Origin of the sequence: Kitasatospora sp. NPDC059160, from assembly GCF_042755465.1 — a bacterium.
Lineage (GTDB): Bacteria > Actinomycetota > Actinomycetes > Streptomycetales > Streptomycetaceae > Kitasatospora.
In genome coordinates this window covers 20,936-38,118 of sequence record NZ_JBHZCN010000091.1, presented here as the reverse complement: position 1 = coordinate 38,118, position 17,183 = coordinate 20,936, and the positions used below count along the sequence as shown (strand labels likewise).

12 protein-coding genes and 1 rRNA gene are annotated in these 17,183 nt (G+C 75.6%); 11 read left to right on the top strand and 2 right to left on the bottom strand.

What is annotated here, in order from left to right:
* The 6 genes from rrf to ACFXOZ_RS31740 form a co-directional block, all read left to right on the top strand.
* Nucleotides 1-80: ribosomal RNA gene (gene rrf, locus ACFXOZ_RS31765) — 5S ribosomal RNA — on the top strand; the annotation flags it as partial.
* A 146-nt stretch (nucleotides 81-226) separates the two neighbouring features.
* Nucleotides 227-787, top strand: a complete 561-nt coding sequence (locus ACFXOZ_RS31760) for an RNA polymerase sigma factor (protein WP_375893453.1) — start codon at nucleotides 227-229, stop codon at nucleotides 785-787.
* Nucleotides 784-1,611, top strand: a complete 828-nt coding sequence (locus tag ACFXOZ_RS31755; RefSeq protein WP_380532624.1) for a zf-HC2 domain-containing protein — start codon at nucleotides 784-786, stop codon at nucleotides 1,609-1,611. Before ACFXOZ_RS31760 ends, ACFXOZ_RS31755 begins: the two co-directional genes overlap by 4 nt.
* Nucleotides 1,612-1,643: 32 nt before the next feature.
* On the top strand, nucleotides 1,644-2,453 hold the full coding sequence (locus ACFXOZ_RS31750; RefSeq protein ID WP_375893457.1) for an ATP-binding cassette domain-containing protein: 810 nt from the start codon (nucleotides 1,644-1,646) through the stop codon (nucleotides 2,451-2,453).
* On the top strand, nucleotides 2,450-3,841 hold the full coding sequence (locus ACFXOZ_RS31745) for a hypothetical protein (RefSeq protein WP_380593514.1): 1,392 nt from the start codon (nucleotides 2,450-2,452) through the stop codon (nucleotides 3,839-3,841). The genes ACFXOZ_RS31750 and ACFXOZ_RS31745 overlap by 4 nt, the downstream gene beginning before the upstream one ends.
* Nucleotides 3,838-4,410: a hypothetical protein gene (locus ACFXOZ_RS31740; protein ID WP_380593513.1), complete on the top strand. Its 573-nt coding sequence runs from the start codon at nucleotides 3,838-3,840 to the stop codon at nucleotides 4,408-4,410. The genes ACFXOZ_RS31745 and ACFXOZ_RS31740 overlap by 4 nt, the downstream gene beginning before the upstream one ends.
* Nucleotides 4,411-4,471: 61 nt before the next feature.
* Here the strand turns inward: ACFXOZ_RS31740 and ACFXOZ_RS31735 are convergent, their stop codons facing one another.
* Nucleotides 4,472-5,824, bottom strand: coding sequence for a DUF4157 domain-containing protein (locus ACFXOZ_RS31735; protein ID WP_380593512.1), 1,353 nt, complete (start codon nucleotides 5,822-5,824; stop codon nucleotides 4,472-4,474).
* Between the two features lie 421 nt (nucleotides 5,825-6,245).
* Nucleotides 6,246-7,685, bottom strand: a complete 1,440-nt coding sequence (locus tag ACFXOZ_RS31730) for a hydrolytic protein (protein WP_380593511.1) — start codon at nucleotides 7,683-7,685, stop codon at nucleotides 6,246-6,248.
* Nucleotides 7,686-7,895: 210 nt separating this feature from the next.
* Here ACFXOZ_RS31730 and ACFXOZ_RS31725 point away from each other — a divergent pair, with 210 nt between their 5' ends.
* The 5 genes from ACFXOZ_RS31725 to ACFXOZ_RS31705 all read left to right on the top strand — a co-directional run bounded on the left by ACFXOZ_RS31725 (nucleotide 7,896) and on the right by ACFXOZ_RS31705 (nucleotide 17,123).
* The gene (locus ACFXOZ_RS31725) at nucleotides 7,896-8,639 is read left to right on the top strand and encodes a LuxR C-terminal-related transcriptional regulator (RefSeq protein ID WP_380532610.1); all 744 of its coding nucleotides are present in this window, start codon (nucleotides 7,896-7,898) and stop codon (nucleotides 8,637-8,639) included.
* Between the two features lie 355 nt (nucleotides 8,640-8,994).
* Entirely contained in the window at nucleotides 8,995-12,246 is a 3,252-nt protein-coding gene (locus ACFXOZ_RS31720; protein ID WP_380593510.1) for a hypothetical protein, read from the top strand.
* 192 nt (nucleotides 12,247-12,438) lie between these two features.
* Nucleotides 12,439-13,182, top strand: a complete 744-nt coding sequence (locus ACFXOZ_RS31715) for a DUF4255 domain-containing protein (protein ID WP_380528764.1) — start codon at nucleotides 12,439-12,441, stop codon at nucleotides 13,180-13,182.
* Nucleotides 13,183-13,202: 20 nt separating this feature from the next.
* Complete coding sequence (locus ACFXOZ_RS31710; protein WP_380593516.1) at nucleotides 13,203-15,365, top strand: ATP-binding protein; 2,163 nt, start codon at nucleotides 13,203-13,205, stop codon at nucleotides 15,363-15,365.
* Nucleotides 15,366-15,572: 207 nt separating this feature from the next.
* Nucleotides 15,573-17,123, top strand: a complete 1,551-nt coding sequence (locus ACFXOZ_RS31705) for a phage tail sheath family protein (protein ID WP_380528762.1) — start codon at nucleotides 15,573-15,575, stop codon at nucleotides 17,121-17,123.
* Nucleotides 17,124-17,183: the final 60 nt, after the last annotated feature.

Here is a 17,183-nt window from a genome sequence, read left to right as displayed (position 1 = left end):
TTCCGAACCCGGGAGCTAAGCCTCACAGCGCCGATGGTACTGCAGGGGGGACCCTGTGGGAGAGTAGGACGCCGCCGAACAATCATTCAGAAAAGGCCCGCCCGGGTGACCGGGTGGGCCTTTTCGCATTTCCGGGTCCGCATTTCCACGGAAAGGGGCGACCCGCACTGTGACGCAGGTCACTCCGGATCAAGAACCTGCGCGCCGGACCGGGCGTCTGGCTGGTGTGAGATCACGTAGGAGAGCACTGGACGAGCTGGACGAGGAACGCCTCCTCCGGCTCGTGGCCAAGGGCGACCGCGGGGCGTTCGACGAGCTGTACCGCCGGACGTCGCCGTGGCTGGCGGTGCGGTTGCGCCGTCGCTGCGCGGACGAGCAGATCGTCGCCGAGGTCATGCAGGAGACCTATCTGGCGGTGTGGCGCGCGGCCGGCGCGTTCGCCGGGAGCGCCGTGGGCGGTTCGGCCGTCGGGTGGCTGTGGACGATCGCGGCGCGCCGGCTGGTCGACGCGTTCCGGCGCCGGGCCCACCACGCCGAGCCGCCGGTGGCCGCCGCCGAGCGGGCGGTGGTGCCCGGGGCGGAGGAGGAGGCGCTCGCCGGGACGGTCGGCGGCGACGTGGGCGACGCGCTGCGGCGCCTGGCCCCGGAACTGCGCGAGGTGCTGCAGGCCACGGTGCTGGACGGGCTGTCCGTCCGGGAGACGGCCGTGCTGCTCAGACTGCCCGAAGGCACGGTCAAGACCCGTGCCCGGCGAGCTCGGATCGCGATGCGGGAGGCACTGGCATGACGGAGGAACACGCGTCCCGGCGGCTCGTCGCCGACTACGCGCGGGGGGACGCGGCGATGGCCGCGGACACGGTGTGGGCACTGGAGGCCCACTTGGAGACCTGTGCGCCGTGCCGGGCGCTGCTGGCGGCCTCGGTCGTCACCGAGGCGCCCGAGGTCGCCGCGCTGCTGGACACCGTGCGGACCGGCCTGGCGCCGCAGTTGGACGCCGAGGTCCGGGCGCCCGCCCGGTGGCGCCGTCCGCGGTGGTTGTCGGCCTGGCTGACGCCCGCGACGGGGCCGTGGCTGGCCATGACCGTCACCGTCACCCTGCTGGCGCTGCTGCTGGACGCGCTCGCGCCGTCGGGATCGCTCGGCGGTGCCTCGCCGCTGTCGCTGCTGGCGCCCGTGCTGCCGCTGTTCGGCGTCGCCGCGGCGTGGTCGCGTGCCCTGGACCCGGTGTACGAGCTGACCGCCTCGACCGCCCGCGCGGGTCTGCCCCTGCTGCTCAGGCGCACCACGGCGGTGCTCGCCGTGGTCGTGCCCGGGCTCCTGCTGACGGGGTGGCTGACCGGCACCATGACGGCCGCCCAGTGGCTGCTGCCCTCGCTCGCCTTCACGTCCACGGCGCTGGCCCTGGGCAGCGTCGTCGGGGTGGCCCGCGCCGCGGTCGCTCTGGCGGCCCTCTGGAGCGTCGCCGTGCTCCTTCCCGCCGCCGTCACCGGACGTACCCCCGCGGCCCTGTGGCTCGCCCTGGAGCCGGGCCGGCTGCCGGTGTGGGGCCTGCTCCTCGTGCTGGGGGTCGCCGCCGTGATCGCCCGCCGGAACACCTACTCGACGTTGTGACAACACCATCGACCCTCGAAAGGGGCCACCGCATGGCGCCCATGACGAGCGCGGCCGACATCGCGCCGAAGACCTACGCCTGGGAGATCCGGGCCAGTGACCTGAGAGTGCGGGTCGGCCGGAAGAAGATGGCCGTCGACGGCCTCGACCTCTCCCTGGGGCTCGGCGCCCACGGCCTGCTGGGGCCCAACGGCGCGGGCAAGACCAGCCTGATCAGGGCGCTCGCGACGGTGCTGCGACCGGCCGGCGGCGAACTGGAGCTGCTCGGCACCTCCGTCGCCGGGCTGGGCGACCACCGGGCGCTGCGGCGCCGGATCGGCTACCTGCCGCAGGACTTCGGCTACTACAAGCGCTTCACCGTGCGGGAGTTCGTGGAGTACATGGCCTGGTTGAAGGAGGTGCCGAAGCAGGACATCCCCGCGGCCGTCCAGCGGGCCGTGGAGCGGGTGGGCCTGGCGGACCGCGCCGACCACCGGATGAAGACCCTGTCCGGCGGCATGGTGCGGCGGGCCGGCATCGCCCAGGCGATCGTCAACGACCCCGCGGTGCTGCTGCTGGACGAGCCGACGGCCGGTCTGGACCCGGCGCAGCGGCTGCGCTTCCGCGAGCTGCTCCAGGAACTGGGCCGGGACACCTGCGTGGTCGTCTCCACCCACCTGGTCGAGGACGTCGCGGCGGCCTGCACCGACGTGGTGCTGTTCGCCGACGGGCGCCTCGTCTTCCAGGGCACCCCGGACGACCTGGCCGCCGCGGGCGGCAGCGAGTACCCGGGGGACAGCCCGCTGGAGCGCGGCTACTCGGCGCTGCTCAGTGACTCCGGCCGGCAGGGAGGCAACTGGTGAACACCCGGGTTCTGCGGACCGAGCTGAGGCGCTCCGTCGCCCCGTGGGCCGGTCTGGTCGTCCTGGGCGGCAGCCTGGCCGTCCTCTACGCCGTCAACGGGCTGTGGTGGCAGGGCACCGCGGCGTGGACCGGGCAGTGGACGTCGATGGCGCTGACGACCCGCTCCATGCTGGCCTACCTGTGGCCGCTCTCGGTGGGCTTCGGCGCGGTGTACGGACTGCGCGACGCCCGCTCGCGGACGGCCGAACTGCTGGCGAGCACGCCGCGTCCGGCCTGGCGCCGTGCGGCGCTGCCCGCCGGTGCGCTGGCGCTCGCGCTGGCGGCGGGCTTCGGCCTGCTGGTGCTGTGGGGCGGGAGCCAGGTGGCCCTCGGCGAGACCGACTACCTGCCGGCGGGCTGGCTGCCGATCTCGCTGGTGGCGGTGCTGGCCCTGGTCGCGGGCGCCGTGTTCGGGATGGGCCTCGCGCGGACCCTGCCCTCGGTGCTCACCCCGCCGATCCTGGTGGTGGGCTCCCTGGTGGCGGTCATGTACCTGCGGCAGACCACCGACGGGGCGCTGCCGTCCGGCCAGGCGTCGAACCGCCTCTCCCAGCTGTCGCCGGTGACCGACATGCCGCGCGAGATGCTGCTGACCCTCTCCGGGGCGGTCGACCTGGGGCAGGCGCTGTGGTTCCTCGGCCTGCTGGGCACCGGGTTCGCGCTGCTGGCGGCCTCGACCACCCGGGCCCGGCTGTTCGCGGCGGCCCCCGTCCTGGCGGGTCTGGCGCTGGCCCTGCTGGTCCTGCCGGCAGACCCGCGCGACACCTACGTCGTCGACCGGGCCGCCGCGGCCCTGGTCTGCGACGGCCCGGTGTGCGTGACGCGGGCGAACGGCACCCAGCTGCCCGTACTCGCGCCGGCCGGCAAGGAGGCGCTGCGGGTGCTGCACGACGCCCTGGGCGACCGGGCGCCGGCCACGATCCACGAGGAGACCACGCTGCGCGCGAACGGCGACGACCGCCAACTGTCCGCCGACACGGTGCTGGTCGACTTCGACGACCCGCTGATCGCCCGGGCGACGCGGGCGGAGCTGACCCGGCTGCTGGTCGCCCAGGGCCTGGCGCCGAACTGCCGGCCGCGCACCCCGTGGGAGGGCGGGGGGCAGCTCTCCGTCCCGGCGCAGAGCGTCGTCGCGAGCTGGGCGCTCGGGGAGCGTCAGGTCCAGCCGTTGGAGAAGCCCGAGGAGGACCCGTACGCCCGGGCCGCGTGGACGAGCGCGACGGCCGCCTGGGAGAAGCTGAACGCGCTGCCGCGGGCCGAGCAGCGCGCGCGGATCGCCGAGGTCCGGGCCGACGCGCTGTCCTGCGGGGACGGGCTGACGCCGCTGACCGGGAAGGCGTCCCGATGAGGTGGCTGACCCTGTACGCGCGCTCCCGGCAGGTGCCCGCCTCGGCGGCCGTCGCCCTGCTGGTGCTGCTGGCGGCCTGGGCCTTCTGCCACGACGGCCCGGGGCCGATGGACCTGGCGACGGTCGTCCTGGCCCTCACCGTGAGCGTGGCGGCCGCCTCCGTCGGGCTCGGCGGGCAGGACGCCGCGCTGGACCGGACGGCCGCGATCCGGTGGGTGCCCCGCCGGGCGGCGCACGTCCTGCTGACGGGTGCGGTCGCCGCCGCCGCGCTGCTGGCGCTGCGGCTGGTGGGGGCGGACCCCGCCCCGACCGGGTACGTGGTCCGGGACGCCGCCGGGCTGGCCGGCCTGGCCGCGCTCGGGGCGGCGCTCTGGGGAGCGCACCTGGCCTGGATCCTGCCGACCGGCTGGCTGGCGGTCACCGTCCTCGGCCCGGCCGCCGCCGGCACCGCGGGGGAGGTGGTGCACTGGATGACCTTCTCCCCGGCCACCACGGTGTCCACCTGGACGGCGTGGGCCCTGGGGGCGGTCGGCACGGCGGTGTACGCCGTGATGGGCCCGAGGCGCTGACCGTCCGGACCGTCGAGCACGTTGGGCCGAGCCCCCGGGATTCCCCGGGGGCTCGGCCGTTTCACGTCCCCGTGGTGTACGGGGTCAGGTCGACGTTCCAGGTGTGGTCGCCGCCCTCGTGGACGGTGATCGCGACCGGCTCGTCCGGGTGCTCGGGGTCGAACTGCGAGCTCACGCTGTGGGTGACCACGGGGCTGGTCCAGGCGGGCAGGTTCCGGTTCCAGGTGCCCGCGTTCGGGGCGACCTTCCACCGGAACGAGACGCTGTACTGCTGGAGCCAGTACCCGGCGGTCATCCGGGCCGAGGTGGAGAAGCCCGGGTTGTCGTTGAACTCGATCTGGTTCTGGGCGTCGACGATGACGGCGTTGGTGTAGTTCGGGCGGTAGGGGCCGTCCTGGACCCAGTCGCGCGCCGAGTCGTGCTGGCCGTAGCCGCCGTCCTTCGCCCGGACGACCTGGACGTTGGAGTCGGTGACCTCCTGCCAGAAGTGGTAGTTGGTGGAGACCCGCTGCGGGGCGCCCGGCGGGTTCTTCAACCGGGCGACCTGCGAGAAGCCGATGCTCTGGTCGTCGTCCATCTTCTGGGTGGCCGGGCCCTCGTAGCCGGACTCGAACTCCAGCACCGGCCGGGCGAGGTCGAGGTTCGCCGCGCGGGCCTTGCCCCGGGTGGTGCGCGCGGGCGGACTGCTGCCGCGCACCTCGGCGACGTCCGCGTTCCGCTTGGGCATCCGCTGCACCGCGCCCCCGACCCGGGCGGGGGAGGGGGCGGGCGGCTCCTCCGCGCGTTGCAGCGGGCCGGCGAGGGCGCGGACGGCGTTGGCCTCCGCCTCGCGCTCGTAGCGGTCGGACGGGTCGGAGACCCGCAGGCCGTCGCCGCGGTCGGTGCCGGCCACCGGGCCCTGGCGCTGCTGGATGACGTGGGTGAGCTCGTGCGCCAGGGTGTGCCGGTCGCCGCCGCCCGGCCCGAGCACCACGTGGTTGCCGGAGGTGTAGGCGCGGGCGCCGACCTCGGCCGCGGAGGCGGCGGCCGTGCTGCCGGTGTGCAGCCGGACGTCGGAGAAGTCGGCGCCGAGGCGGGCCTCCATCTCGCTGCGGGTGGGAGCGTCCAGGGGCTTCCCGGCGCTGCGCAGCACCTGGGGGACCAGGGAGCGCTGGAGCGGCAGTTCCTCCGGCTCGGCGCCGTGGCCCGCGCTGCCGTGGCCCGCGCTGCCGTGGCCCGCGCAGTCGTGGCCGCCGTGGGCGCCGGAGCCGGCCCGGGCCTCCCGGACCAGGCGGCTCACCGCGGCGTTGCCGAGGGTTCGTTGCAGGGCGAGGGCACTGCCGGGCCGCGGGCCCGGGCGGGGCGCGCGGGCGGCCGGGGATTCCCCCCGGTCGCCCCGCTGGTCGGCCCGCCGGTCCGGTTCATGTGCGCGCACGGTGGTCGGATTCCTTCCGCCTTGTGCCGATTCGGTGCGTATACGGCCCCGAAGGCGTCTCCGGTGTGGGAACGGCGCAAACCTACTGCTGTACTGATGACGCGTCAGTAGGGCGCCGGGGGCAGACTTCGCCGTCCGTGGGGGAACGGTCGGTTGCCCCGAGGGGTCCCGGCCGGGTTCCCCGGGAGGGCACGTGGCCCGTGGTGCCGGGGTTCGAACGGGTTGTCGCCCGGCGCGCGGACCGGGCACGACGCCCGTCCCGCGTTGACATGGTCACGGGCCGTGGGAGGAGATACGGAAGGGGAAGATCACGGAGGAGAACGGGGTGATTCCGGCGGAAGGGGCCCATTGACACCGTTGGGGCATCGGGTGCACCTTTCCGGTCCGGTCGCCGGGAGGGGAGGGCACCGTGTGCACCGGGTCAGTTCCCCTGCCTGATGTCGCTCAACGTTCCGCTGATGTTGAGGAGTTCGTGGCACGTGGGTGCCTGCTTGCCCGAGGCCGGAGTGCCCGGGGACTCGCAGGTCACGCTCGCCGTCACAGCCTGGTCCTCGGGGACCTGGATGGGAGTCACCCAGTGGTAGTCCTGATTGCGGAAGGTCTCCAAGGCGATGGTGTTGAGCACCTTCTGGCCGGCCGTGATGGTCACGACGCCCTGGTCGCCCTGGAAGTTGGCGATCACGAGGTCGGTCATGTCGAAGACCTTGCCGTGCGGCACCTGGTAGCTGCCGGTGGCCGCGGCGCCGGCCCCGGTCGGCACGTCGATGGTCGCGGAGCTCTGCCGGCCGGTGCCCGGCTCCGCCAGGCCTGGGCCTGGGGCGGGGCGGCCGCCGCTGCCGGTGGGCTGCCCGGAGCCAGGCTTGCCCGGCGCGGTGGGGTTGCCGCCGGCGGGGGCGCCCGGTCCGCCCCCGGGACTGCCGGCGGGTACGGCCGGGGTGGCGCTCTGCTGGGCGACGGCCTGCTCGGCGGCCTGCTTGGCGGAGCTGCGCACCGCCGGGCGGACCAGGGCGAACCAGGCCAGCAGCAGGGCGATCAGCGCCGCCAGCAGGGCCAGCAGCCACTTGGGGAAGATCGGGAGCTGGATGAACTCGCCCTCCAGCACCGGCCGTTGGGCGGCGGTGAGGGCGTCCGCGGGAGCGGGAGCGGGAGCGGGGGTGGCGGGCGCGGGAGTGGCGGCGGTGCCCTCGGCGGCGGTGCCGGTGCCCTTGCCGTCCTTGCCGTCCTTGCCCCTGCCGTCGGAGGCCTTGCCCGCAGGGGCCGGCTCGGGACCCACCGCCACCTCGAACGGCCAGGAGGCCTGCTTCCCGAACCAGATCAGCTTGCGGGCCCGGGCCTGCAACCGCAGCTCCCCGGACTCGCCGGGCTCCAGGCGCAGCCGCTCCGGGGTCGCCCGGAAGCGCAGCTCCTCGCCGGCCTGGCCAGGGGTGAGCACCACGGTGCCCGGGGCGTTGCCGAGGTTGCGCACCGAGGTGCGGTAGTGGCCGCGCAGCCAGCCCCGGCGGCGCCGGGGCGCGAGCGCGGCCTGCAGCTCCTGGAAGGGCGTCACGGTGACCGTGGCCTCCGGCACCGTCACCAGCTCGGGGCGCTCGGTCGGCAGGACCCGGATGCCGAGCGGGAAGTCCCCGGCCCGGGCGGCGGGCGAGCGCGGTGGGGCGAGGCGCACCGTCACCGTCTCGGACGTCCCGGGGAAGAGCGAGACCCGGGCCGGCTCGACCGTCGTCCACGCGGCGCAGTCGCCGACCACCTCCAGCGTGTACGCCTCGACGATGTCGAGGTCGTTGCGCACCGTCAGCGTCGTGGTGGCCACGCCACCGGGCGCCACCGTCAGCGCGGGCAGGCCGAGTTCGGCGGAAGTGGTCATGGCGTGACGGTAGGGCCGGAGGACCGTCCGCGGAGAGGGCCGTACGGGCAAGCCGTGGGCACACCCCTTGCCCGTACGGACGGACCGGCCCTGCCCGGCGCCGCCGCCACCGACCGCGCGGGCTCAGAGCCCGCACCGGGCCCCGACCGGCCCCGCGCCACAGCGCCGGGCCGCAACAGCCGCAGGACCGCAGGAGAATGGAGTGTTCCGATGACATCGATCGAGGCGACCCGAGTGGAAGCCGTCACCAGCCGCAAGGGGTCGGCCGCACCGCCATCCGTGACCACCCGCCCGGCCGGGGCACGGATCCCGGTGCAGGGGCGCCCCCGGCCCGCCCAGATACCCGTGGCGGTGTACGCCGAGGACCTGATCCTGCAGACCGGGGTGGTCCAACAGCTGCGCCAGCGGCCCGAGGTGGAACTCCTCAGCGAGGCCGACGCGGGCCGGGCGGAGGTCTCCCTGCTGGTCGTGGACGCCCTGACCGAGGCGGTCGCCGACCACCTGCGCCGGCTGCGCCTCGCCACCTCGGGCCGGATCGGCCTGGTGGTCGGCCAGTTCGAGGCCGGCGGGCTGCAGACCATCGTCGAGCACGGCGTCGCCGCCGTGCTGCGCCGCTCGGAGGCGGACCAGGACCGGCTGGTGCACCTGATCACCGCCCTGGCCAACGGCGAGGGGGTGATGCCCGGGGACCTCCTCGGCGAACTGCTCGACCGGATCGGGACGCTCCAGCGCACCATGCTCGACGGGCGCGGCCTCACCCTGTCCACCCTGACGGCCCGGGAGGCGGAGATGCTGCGGCTGGTCGCCGAGGGCTTCGACACCAGCGAGATCGCGGCCAAGACCTCGTACTCGGAACGCACCGTCAAGAACGTGCTGCACGAGATCATCACCCGGCTCGGGCTGCGCAACCGGGCGCACGCGGTGGGGTACGCGATGCGGCGCGGCCTGATCTGAGAGAGGGGGGCTGATCCCGAGGAGCAGGAGCGTCCCGGCGCGGACGGACGTCCGTGGGGCGTGTCTGACCGTTCCCGCCGGGCGCGCGGCGTTGGGGCACGCACCTCGCCGCGTTGTCGTCGGTCGCCGATGCTCCGCATGGACTCGCTCCTCCGCCTTGCGATGCACGCACCCCAACGCCGCGCGCTGATCCGACGCGAACGGTCAGACACGCCCCAGCGCCCGCGACCGCGGCGTCCTGCCCTTTGCGGACACCGGCCGTTACCCCCGGCTCGGGTGCCCGGGCCCTGTTCCCGGGCGCCCGGGCCGGTGAGACTGCGGGGGAGACCGCCCCTGCCATCCTGTGAGGTCGAGCGTGATCGGCGCCACCGCCACCCCCCGCCCCGTCCGGCGGCCGGCCCGGGCCGCCGTCGCGGTGCTGCTCGCGCTGGCGACCGCCGTGCTGACCCTGGGCTCCGCCCCCGTCACGCCGACCGGCCGGACGGCCCCGGCCGTCACCGCCGAGGACCCGGCCGCCGGGCGGATCGTCTACGCCGGCACCAACCACCGCGGCCTCGGCCGGGTGACCGGCGGCGCCGCCAGCACCCCGCTGTTCGGGCCCGGCCCGGTCCACTTCGACCAGGAACCCTCGGCCCGCGGCGGCGAACTGGTCTTCACCAGCCTGCGGGACAGCCCGCTGCCCCAGGTCTACCTGCGCGACGCGAACGGCGCGGTGCGCCGGCTCACCAACGGCATGGACACCGCCCACCCCGCACTCGCCCCGGATGGCAAGGGCGTCGTCTTCGAGGCGGTGGAGACCACCGCCTCCGGCGGCACCCAGCACGTGCTGTGGGCGGTCAACCGGGACGGCACCGGGCTGCGCCGGATCACCGACGGCGCCGCCGACGAGACCCACCCGACCGTCTCGCCCGACGGGCAGTGGATCGCGTACTCCTGCACCGGGGACCCGGCACACCGCCAGATCTACCTGCGGCCGTTCGCCGGCGGCGCGCCCGCCAAGATCACCAATGTGACCGACGGCGACGCCGTCGACCCGACCTGGAACCCGGTGAACGACGACGCCCACCGCAACCAGATCGTCTACACCTGGGACAAGGGCGACCAGGGCCGCACCCTGATGCTCACCTCGCCCACCGGCGGCGACAAGGCGTTCTTCCCCGGCACCGGCTCCACCTGGCGCACCGGCTCAGCCTCCTGGCTGGCCGACGGCACCGGCGTCCTCTTCCTCAGTGCCGACCAGCTCACCTCCCCGCCCCCGGCCCCGCAGCCCGACCCGAACCAGCCGCCCGTGGTGAACCTCTACCGGGCGCCGACCTGCGACTGCACCGACCCCCAACTCCTCTACCGCACCAACCGGTTGATCTCGACCCCGACCTGGCTCGGCACCCAGGCCGAGGGCGGCCCGGTGGTCGAGCAGACCAGCGCCGCCACCGCCAACACCGCCGACGTCCAGGACGTCCACCAGGACGGCACCGACCCGCGCGACCTCGGCATCAGCGTGCTCACCGAGGACCCGGCCGCCGACACCAACACCAACCCCGACCCGGGCGCCGACCCGCTCTTCCACCCCCGCCCCGGCTACGACCCCTGGTACGAGCGGCAGAGCTACACGCCCGACGGCCGACAGCTCGTCGTCACCCGCTACGAGGACTCCCCGGCCGGGCGGATCCAGCGGATCTGGCAGGCTGACGCCGACGGCTCGAACCCGCACCCGCTGAACCTCGCCGGCCGCGGGCCCACCGACCGGGACACCGACCCCTCGCTCTCCCCGGACGGCAGGCTCATCGTGTTCAGCCGCAGCACCCCGGCCGCCGGGCAGACCCCGGCCCGCCCCGGTCGGCTGCTGATCGCCCAGGTGGCCACCGGCGCGATCGTCGGCACCGTCCAGCCGCCCGCCGACCAGCCGGGCGCCTCCGACGGCGAGCCGTTCTGGTCCCCCGACGGCAAGCTGATCGCCTTCTCCCGGACCGCCGTCGTCAACGGCAACCCCGGCAACCTGCACGTCTGGACGGTCGCCGCCGACGACCTCACCCGCCAGCGCGACCTCAGCCGGGCGGCCTGCCCCGGCAGCTGCAACGTGATCGACGACAGTCCGGTGTTCTCGCCCGACGGCCGGCGCCTCGCCTTCAACCGCAAGGCCGGCGACGGCGGCAACAACCGGCAGGACGGCCTCCTGGTCACCTCGCCCACCGGCACCGACTGCACGGTGCTGCTGCCTGCCGGGCTGCGCGACGACAAGGGCGCCTGCACCCGGCCGCTGCCCGACACCTCCGCCACCGGCCCGTACCAGCCGCGGGACGCCGCCTGGACGCCGAACGGCGCCCAGCTGGTGCTCACCTCCCGCCGGGCCCTGCCGCCCAACTCCCCAGAGGGGCTGGGCACCTACGACCTCGCCAGCGGCAAGCTCACCCCGCTCGACCGGCGGCTGCCCGGACGGCAGAAGGAACCGGCCGTCCAGCAGTCCGTCCACCTGGCGCTGAGCGCGCCGCCGCGCACCCCGGCCGTGCCGGTCGAGGGCAGCACCGACGTCACCGTCACCGTGACCAACCGCGGGCCGGCGGCCTCACCGGGCACCGTCCTCACCGCCTCCGTGCCGACCGGCGCCCGGCTCGGCAGGCTCACCACGCCCGTCGGGACGTGCGACGCGGCCGCGCTGCGCTGCGAACTCGGCACCCTGGCTCCGGGCGCCGAGGTGCGGGTGACCGCCACCCTGATCGGCACCCGCACCGGTGACCAGCCGTTCGGCTGGAGCGTCACCGGGACGGTCGTCGACCCGAACCCGGAGAACGACTCGGCCGAAACGGTCCTGCCGGTGCTGAGCGCGCCCACGCCGACGCCGACCCCGAGCCCCACCGCCTCGCCCAGCCCGACACCCACGCCGACCGCGACCCCGACCCCCGCGCCGACCACCCCGAGCAGCACGCCCGCCCCCGCGCCCCCGCCGCCGGCCCCCGCACCGCCGCAGGCCGGCCCCACCGTCGCGGTCGACGCCCAGCCGACCCCCGGCTACGTCGGCGGCCACGTGACCGTCAGCTACACCGTGCGCAACACCGGCCAGGCCCTCGCCACCGGCCTGCGGCTCACCCTCGGCCTGCCCGCCGGCGTGCCCACCGAGGCGCTGCCGCCCGGCTGCCGGGCCGGCAACTGCGCGCTGGCCGACCTGCGCCCGGGGCGCAGCCAGGTGGTCCGGGTGGTGCTCTCGCCCGTCGCGGTGCTGGACACCACCGTCACCGCCGAACTGACCACCACCGGCACCGACGCCACACCCGGCCCGCACCGGGCCAGCACCCCGCTGCGGGTCGTCCAGCCGCGGATCGTCGCGGTGCCGCCGATCGGCAAGCCCGGCTTCGTGACCTCCGTGCGCGGCGTGGACTTCCCGCCCGGCGCCCCCGTCCGCTTCACCTGGAACCCCGGCATCACCGCCGCCGCCGCGCCCACGTACCCCAAGGCGGACGGGACCTTCGCGGGCCAGCTGCTCATCCTGCCCAAGGACGAGACCGGCCCGCGCACCATCACGGCCGACGGCCCCGGCTTCTCCCCAATCACCACGCCCTTCCTGGTGGTCGAGGGCAGCATCGGCCCGCCGGGAGAGGTGGACCGGCGGTGAGCCCGGAGGACGCCGTGGCCGCACGGGACGTCGGCCCGGCCGACTTCCCGTGCGGGTGTGAGGCCGGAGGCGGTGGTGTGCTGTGCACGGAGAGGGTGGAGCGCTGGTGAGGCGTGAGATGGCGGGCACGGGACGTCGGCCCGGTCGACTTCCCGTGCAGGGGCAGGGGCCGGCCGGGGAGGTGGAGCGGCGGTGATCCACGAAGTCGACGAGGCGCTGCGGCTGCTGCTCGCCGAGGCCGGACTGCCCGAGCGCGGCGTCGAGGTCGTCCTCGACGCGCCCACCCGCGACCTGGCGGCCCGGCGCACCGCGCCCACCGTCAGCGTCTTCCTGTACGACGTCCGCGAGGACACCGGGCGCCGCCAGGCCGGCGCCGTCGCCGAACACGACGCCGACGGCCTGGTGCTCGGCCACCGCGCCGCGCCGCGCTGGTTCGAACTGGCCTACCTGGTCACCGTCTGGACCAACCGACCGCAGGACGAACACCGGCTGCTGGCCGAGGTGCTGCAGTGCCTGACCGCCGTCGACGCGCTGCCCGCCCGGCTGCTCACCGGCACGCTCGCCCGGCTCGGACTCACCGTCGGCCTGGACATCGCCGGACGCGACACCGGCCTGCCGTCGGTCTCCGACGTCTGGTCCGCGCTCGGCGGGGAACTGCGGCCCTCGATCGACCTGCGGGTGCTCGCCCCGCTCGCCGGGCCGCTCACCCCCGCCGGACCGCCCGTCACCGAGGGGCTGGTGGTGCACGCCGTGGACACCTCGCACACGGCCGAGTCGCCCGCCGTCGACCCCGGCCGTCGGCTGCGCTACCGCGACACCGCCGGCGACCCCGGGGCGGAGGGCTTCGCCGCTCCGCGCGACCGCGCCCTGCCGCCCGGCCGCCGCAGCAGGGGTGGGAGCAACAAGGGCGGGAGCAGCGGGGGTGGGATCAGGTGAGCCCGGACCTCGCCCTGGCGGTGCCCGGGGCCCCGCCCGGCCCCGACAACGGGGACGGTCACGGCCACGACAACGGCCACCTGTGGGAACGCCTGCACCGGGTCGAGCAGCGGGTCCGCACCGCGGTGCGCGAGCGCCGGGCCGACGACCCGGACCCGGACGACCCGTACCGCGGCCAGTACCTCGGCCCGGAGGCGGTCGAACGGATCCTGGCCTCCGCCGCCGTGGCCACCGGCCACGGCACGCCGGCCGGCCAGGACGCGCCCGCCCCGCCGCCCGGCTCCCGGCTGGCCCGGCTCGGCGCCGCCTTCGGGCTGCTCCCGGTCGACCTCGACCTGCTGCTGGTCGCCCTCGCCCCCGACCTCGACCCCCGCTTCGAGCAGCTCTACGGCTACCTCAACGACGACCTGACCCGCCGCCGGGCGACCGTCGGGCTGGCCCTCGACCTGTGCGGGCTGCCCGGGGCCGGGGCCGGCCGCTTCCGGTTCGCCGCGCGGTCCCCGCTGATCGCCGGGGGCCTGCTGGAACTCACCGAACCGGACCGCCCGCTGCTCTCCCGCACCCTGCGGGTGCCGGACCGGGTGACGGCCCACCTGCTCGGCGAGGACGAACCGGACGACGCCCTCGCCGGGCTGGCCCGCCGCGCCGACCCGGCCGACCGGGCCCGACCGATGGCCCCGGCCGGGGCGCTCACCCCCGCCGAGGCGCAGGCCGTCGACCGGCTGCGCGCGGCCGCGACGGCGGCGGGCGGAGCCGTCTACCTGCTGGACCGGGGCGGCCACGCCGGCCCGCTCGCGGTGGCCGCGCTCGCCGCCGACGGCCGTCCGCCGCTGGTCGTCGACGCCGCCGCGCTGGCCGCCCGCCCGCCGGGGGCCACCGTACGGGTGCTCGCCCGCGAGGCCCGGCTGGCCGGGGGCGGGGTGGTGCTCGGCCCGCTGGACCGGCTGGAGCCCGAACGCCCCGAGCGGGCCGCGCTGTTGCGCGAGCTGTGCGCGGAACTCGCCGCCGTCCCGCTGATCGTGCACGGCCCGCTGGTGTGGGACCCGGCCTGGTCGCGGGAGAGTCCCGTGGTGGTCACCGCCCCGCCGCCGGACGCCGACGGCCGCGCCGCGCAGTGGGCCCGCGCGCTGGCCGCCGCCGGGACACCGCTGGACGAGGAACTGACGGACGGCCTGGCCGAGACGGTGGCCGCCTACCGGGTGGACCGGGAGAAGCTGGCGCGGGCCGCCTCGGTTGCCGCCCGGACGGCCGCCGCCGAGCGCCGCCCGGTGCGCGCCGAGGACCTGCGGACCGCCGTCCGGGCGCAGAACGCCGCCGGGCTGGCCCGGTTGGCCCGCCGGATCGAGCCCGCCGTCGGCTGGCCCGACCTGGTGCTGCCCGACCCCACCGCCGACCGGCTGCGCGAACTGGTGCTGCGCGCCCGGCACCGCGAGCAGGTGCTCGGCCGGTGGCGGATGCGCCCCGGCGGCGGCCGCGGCAACGGCGTGCTCGCCCTGTTCGCCGGGGAGTCCGGCACCGGGAAGACCATGTCGGCCGAGGTGGTCGCCGCCGAACTCGGCATGGAGCTGTACGTGGTGGACCTCTCCACCGTGGTGGACAAGTACATCGGCGAGACCGAGAAGAACCTGGAACGGATCTTCACCGAGGCCGCCCAGGTCAACGGCGTCCTGCTGTTCGACGAGGCGGACGCGCTGTTCGGCAAGCGCGCGCAGGTCAAGGACGCCCACGACCGGCACGCCAACGTGGAGACCGCGTACCTGCTCCAGCGGATGGAGTCCTTCGACGGGATCGCGCTGCTCACCACCAACCTGCGCGCCAACCTCGACGAGGCGTTCACCCGGCGGCTGGACGTCATCGCCGAGTTCCCGCTGCCCGACCGGGCGCAGCGCCGGCTGCTCTGGGACCGCTGCCTCGGACCGGCCCTGCCCCGCGGCGACGACCTCGACCTGGACTACTGCGCCGAGCACTTCGAGCTCACCGGCGGCTCGATCCGGGCCTGCGCCGTCTCCGCGGCCTACCTGGCCGCCGGGGCGGGCACCCCGCTGGGCATGGCCCAGCTGGTCGCCGCGGTGGTCGGGGAGTACCGCAAGCTCGGCCGGCTGGTGCTGGAGAGCGAGTTCGGGCCGTGGCTGGAGCGGTTGCGCCCCGCCCCGGAGCCTCCGGGGGCCGGCGGGCGTAGCTGACCGGAACGGTCCGGGCCCGGCGGGCGTACGTGACCGGCGGGCGTACGTGACCGGAGCGTCCGGGGGCCGCCGGGCGCAGCCGGCCGTGCCCGCCGGGGCAGTCATCCTGCCCCCGATCTTGACCCCGGGGACCTGTCCCCGGGCGCGGCCCCGGACGCAGACTCGGGGGCGAGTGAGACCAAGGACCGGTCATCTGGAGGAGCGCGTATGCCGTCGTACCTGACCCCGGGCGTGTACGTGGAGGAGGTGCAGTCCGGTGCCCGGCCGATCGAGGGCGTCGGCACGGCCGTCGCCGCCTTCGTCGGCTTCGCCGGCAGCGGCCCCTTCCACGAGCCCACGCTGGTGACCAACTGGGACCAGTACGTCCAGCGGTTCGGTGCGTTCACCGAGGGCACCTACCTGGCGCACGCGGTGTACGGGTTCTTCGCCAACGGCGGCGGCTCCGCCTACGTCGTGCGGATCGGCGACCCGGCGCGGCAGGTCCCCGGCGGCGCCCCCGCCCCGGCCGTCGCGGCGGCCCCGCCGGTGGAGATCGGCGGCTTCCTGCTGTCGGCCCTGCCCGGCGCGGGCGGCGAGGTGTCCGTCGAGGTCGCCGACGCCGAGGGCGAGAACGTCCCCGACGACCGGTTCCGGCTGATCGTCCGCCGGGGTGCCGAGGTGGCCGAGAGCTACGACGTCTCCACCCGGAAGAACACCAAGGGCTACGTCGTCACCCAGCTGCGCGAGTCCAAGCTGGTCGCCGTCGCCGAGCAGCCCGGCACCGCGCCGAGCCGCCCCGAGCGCCGCAGCCACGCGCTCGCCGCCGCCCCGGCCCCCGCGACCGGCCCGGTGGCGGCCGCCGGCACCCGGCTGGACCCGGCCGAGTACGTCGGCGACGCGGCCGCCCGCACCGGCTTCTCCGGCCTGGAGGCGATCGACGAGATCACCATGGTCGCGGTGCCCGACCTGATGAGCGCCTACCAGCGCGGCGACCTCGACGACGAGGGCCTGCGCACCGTCCAGCTCGCGGTGATCTCGCACTGCGAGCAGATGGGCGACCGGATCGCCGTGCTGGACCCGCCGCCCGGCCTCAACGCCCAGCGGATGCGCACCTGGCGCCAGGACGAGGCCGGTTTCGACTCCCGCTACGCCGCGCTCTACTACCCGTGGATCAAGGTCTTCGACCCGGCCACCGGCCGCAACGTGCTGGTGCCGCCGAGCGGCCACGCGGCCGGGGTGTGGGCGCGCAGCGACGCCGAACGCGGGGTCCACAAGGCGCCCGCCAACGAGGTCATCCGCGGCGCCGTCGACCTCGAACTGCGGCTCAGCAAGGGCGAACAGGACCTGCTGAACCCGATCGGCGTCAACTGCGTCCGGGCGTTCCCCGGCCGCGGCATCCGGATCTGGGGCGCCCGCACCCTCTCCTCCGACCCGGCCTGGCGCTACCTCAACGTGCGCCGGCTCTTCAACTACCTGGAGGAGTCCATCCTCCTGGGGACCCAGTGGGTGGTCTTCGAACCCAACGACGACCGGCTGTGGTCCAGCATCCGGCGGAACATCACCGCCTTCCTCACCGAGGAGTGGCGGCGCGGGGCGCTGTTCGGCCAGACCGCGGCCGAGGCCTTCTACGTCAAGTGCGACCGTGACAACAACCCGCCCGAGTCCATCGACCTCGGACAGGTGATCTGCGAGATCGGCGTCTCCCCGGTGAAGCCGGCCGAGTTCGTGGTGTTCCGGCTGGCCCAGTTCTCCGACAGCACCAGCCTCCTCGACGAGTGAGTCGCGGCCCCACCGCAGACCCACCCGCCGGCCCCACTGTCGACACACATCGGAAGGTGA

Coding starts and splice junctions, on each gene's coding strand:
- ACFXOZ_RS31755 (WP_380532624.1), top strand. CDS start 784: ATGACGGAGGAACACGCGTCCCGGCGGCTCGTCGCCGACTACGCGCGG.
- ACFXOZ_RS31750 (WP_375893457.1), top strand. CDS start 1,644: ATGGCGCCCATGACGAGCGCGGCCGACATCGCGCCGAAGACCTACGCC.
- ACFXOZ_RS31740 (WP_380593513.1), top strand. CDS start 3,838: ATGAGGTGGCTGACCCTGTACGCGCGCTCCCGGCAGGTGCCCGCCTCG.
- ACFXOZ_RS31730 (WP_380593511.1), bottom strand. CDS start 7,685: ATGACCACTTCCGCCGAACTCGGCCTGCCCGCGCTGACGGTGGCGCCC.
- ACFXOZ_RS31725 (WP_380532610.1), top strand. CDS start 7,896: ATGACATCGATCGAGGCGACCCGAGTGGAAGCCGTCACCAGCCGCAAG.
- ACFXOZ_RS31705 (WP_380528762.1), top strand. CDS start 15,573: ATGCCGTCGTACCTGACCCCGGGCGTGTACGTGGAGGAGGTGCAGTCC.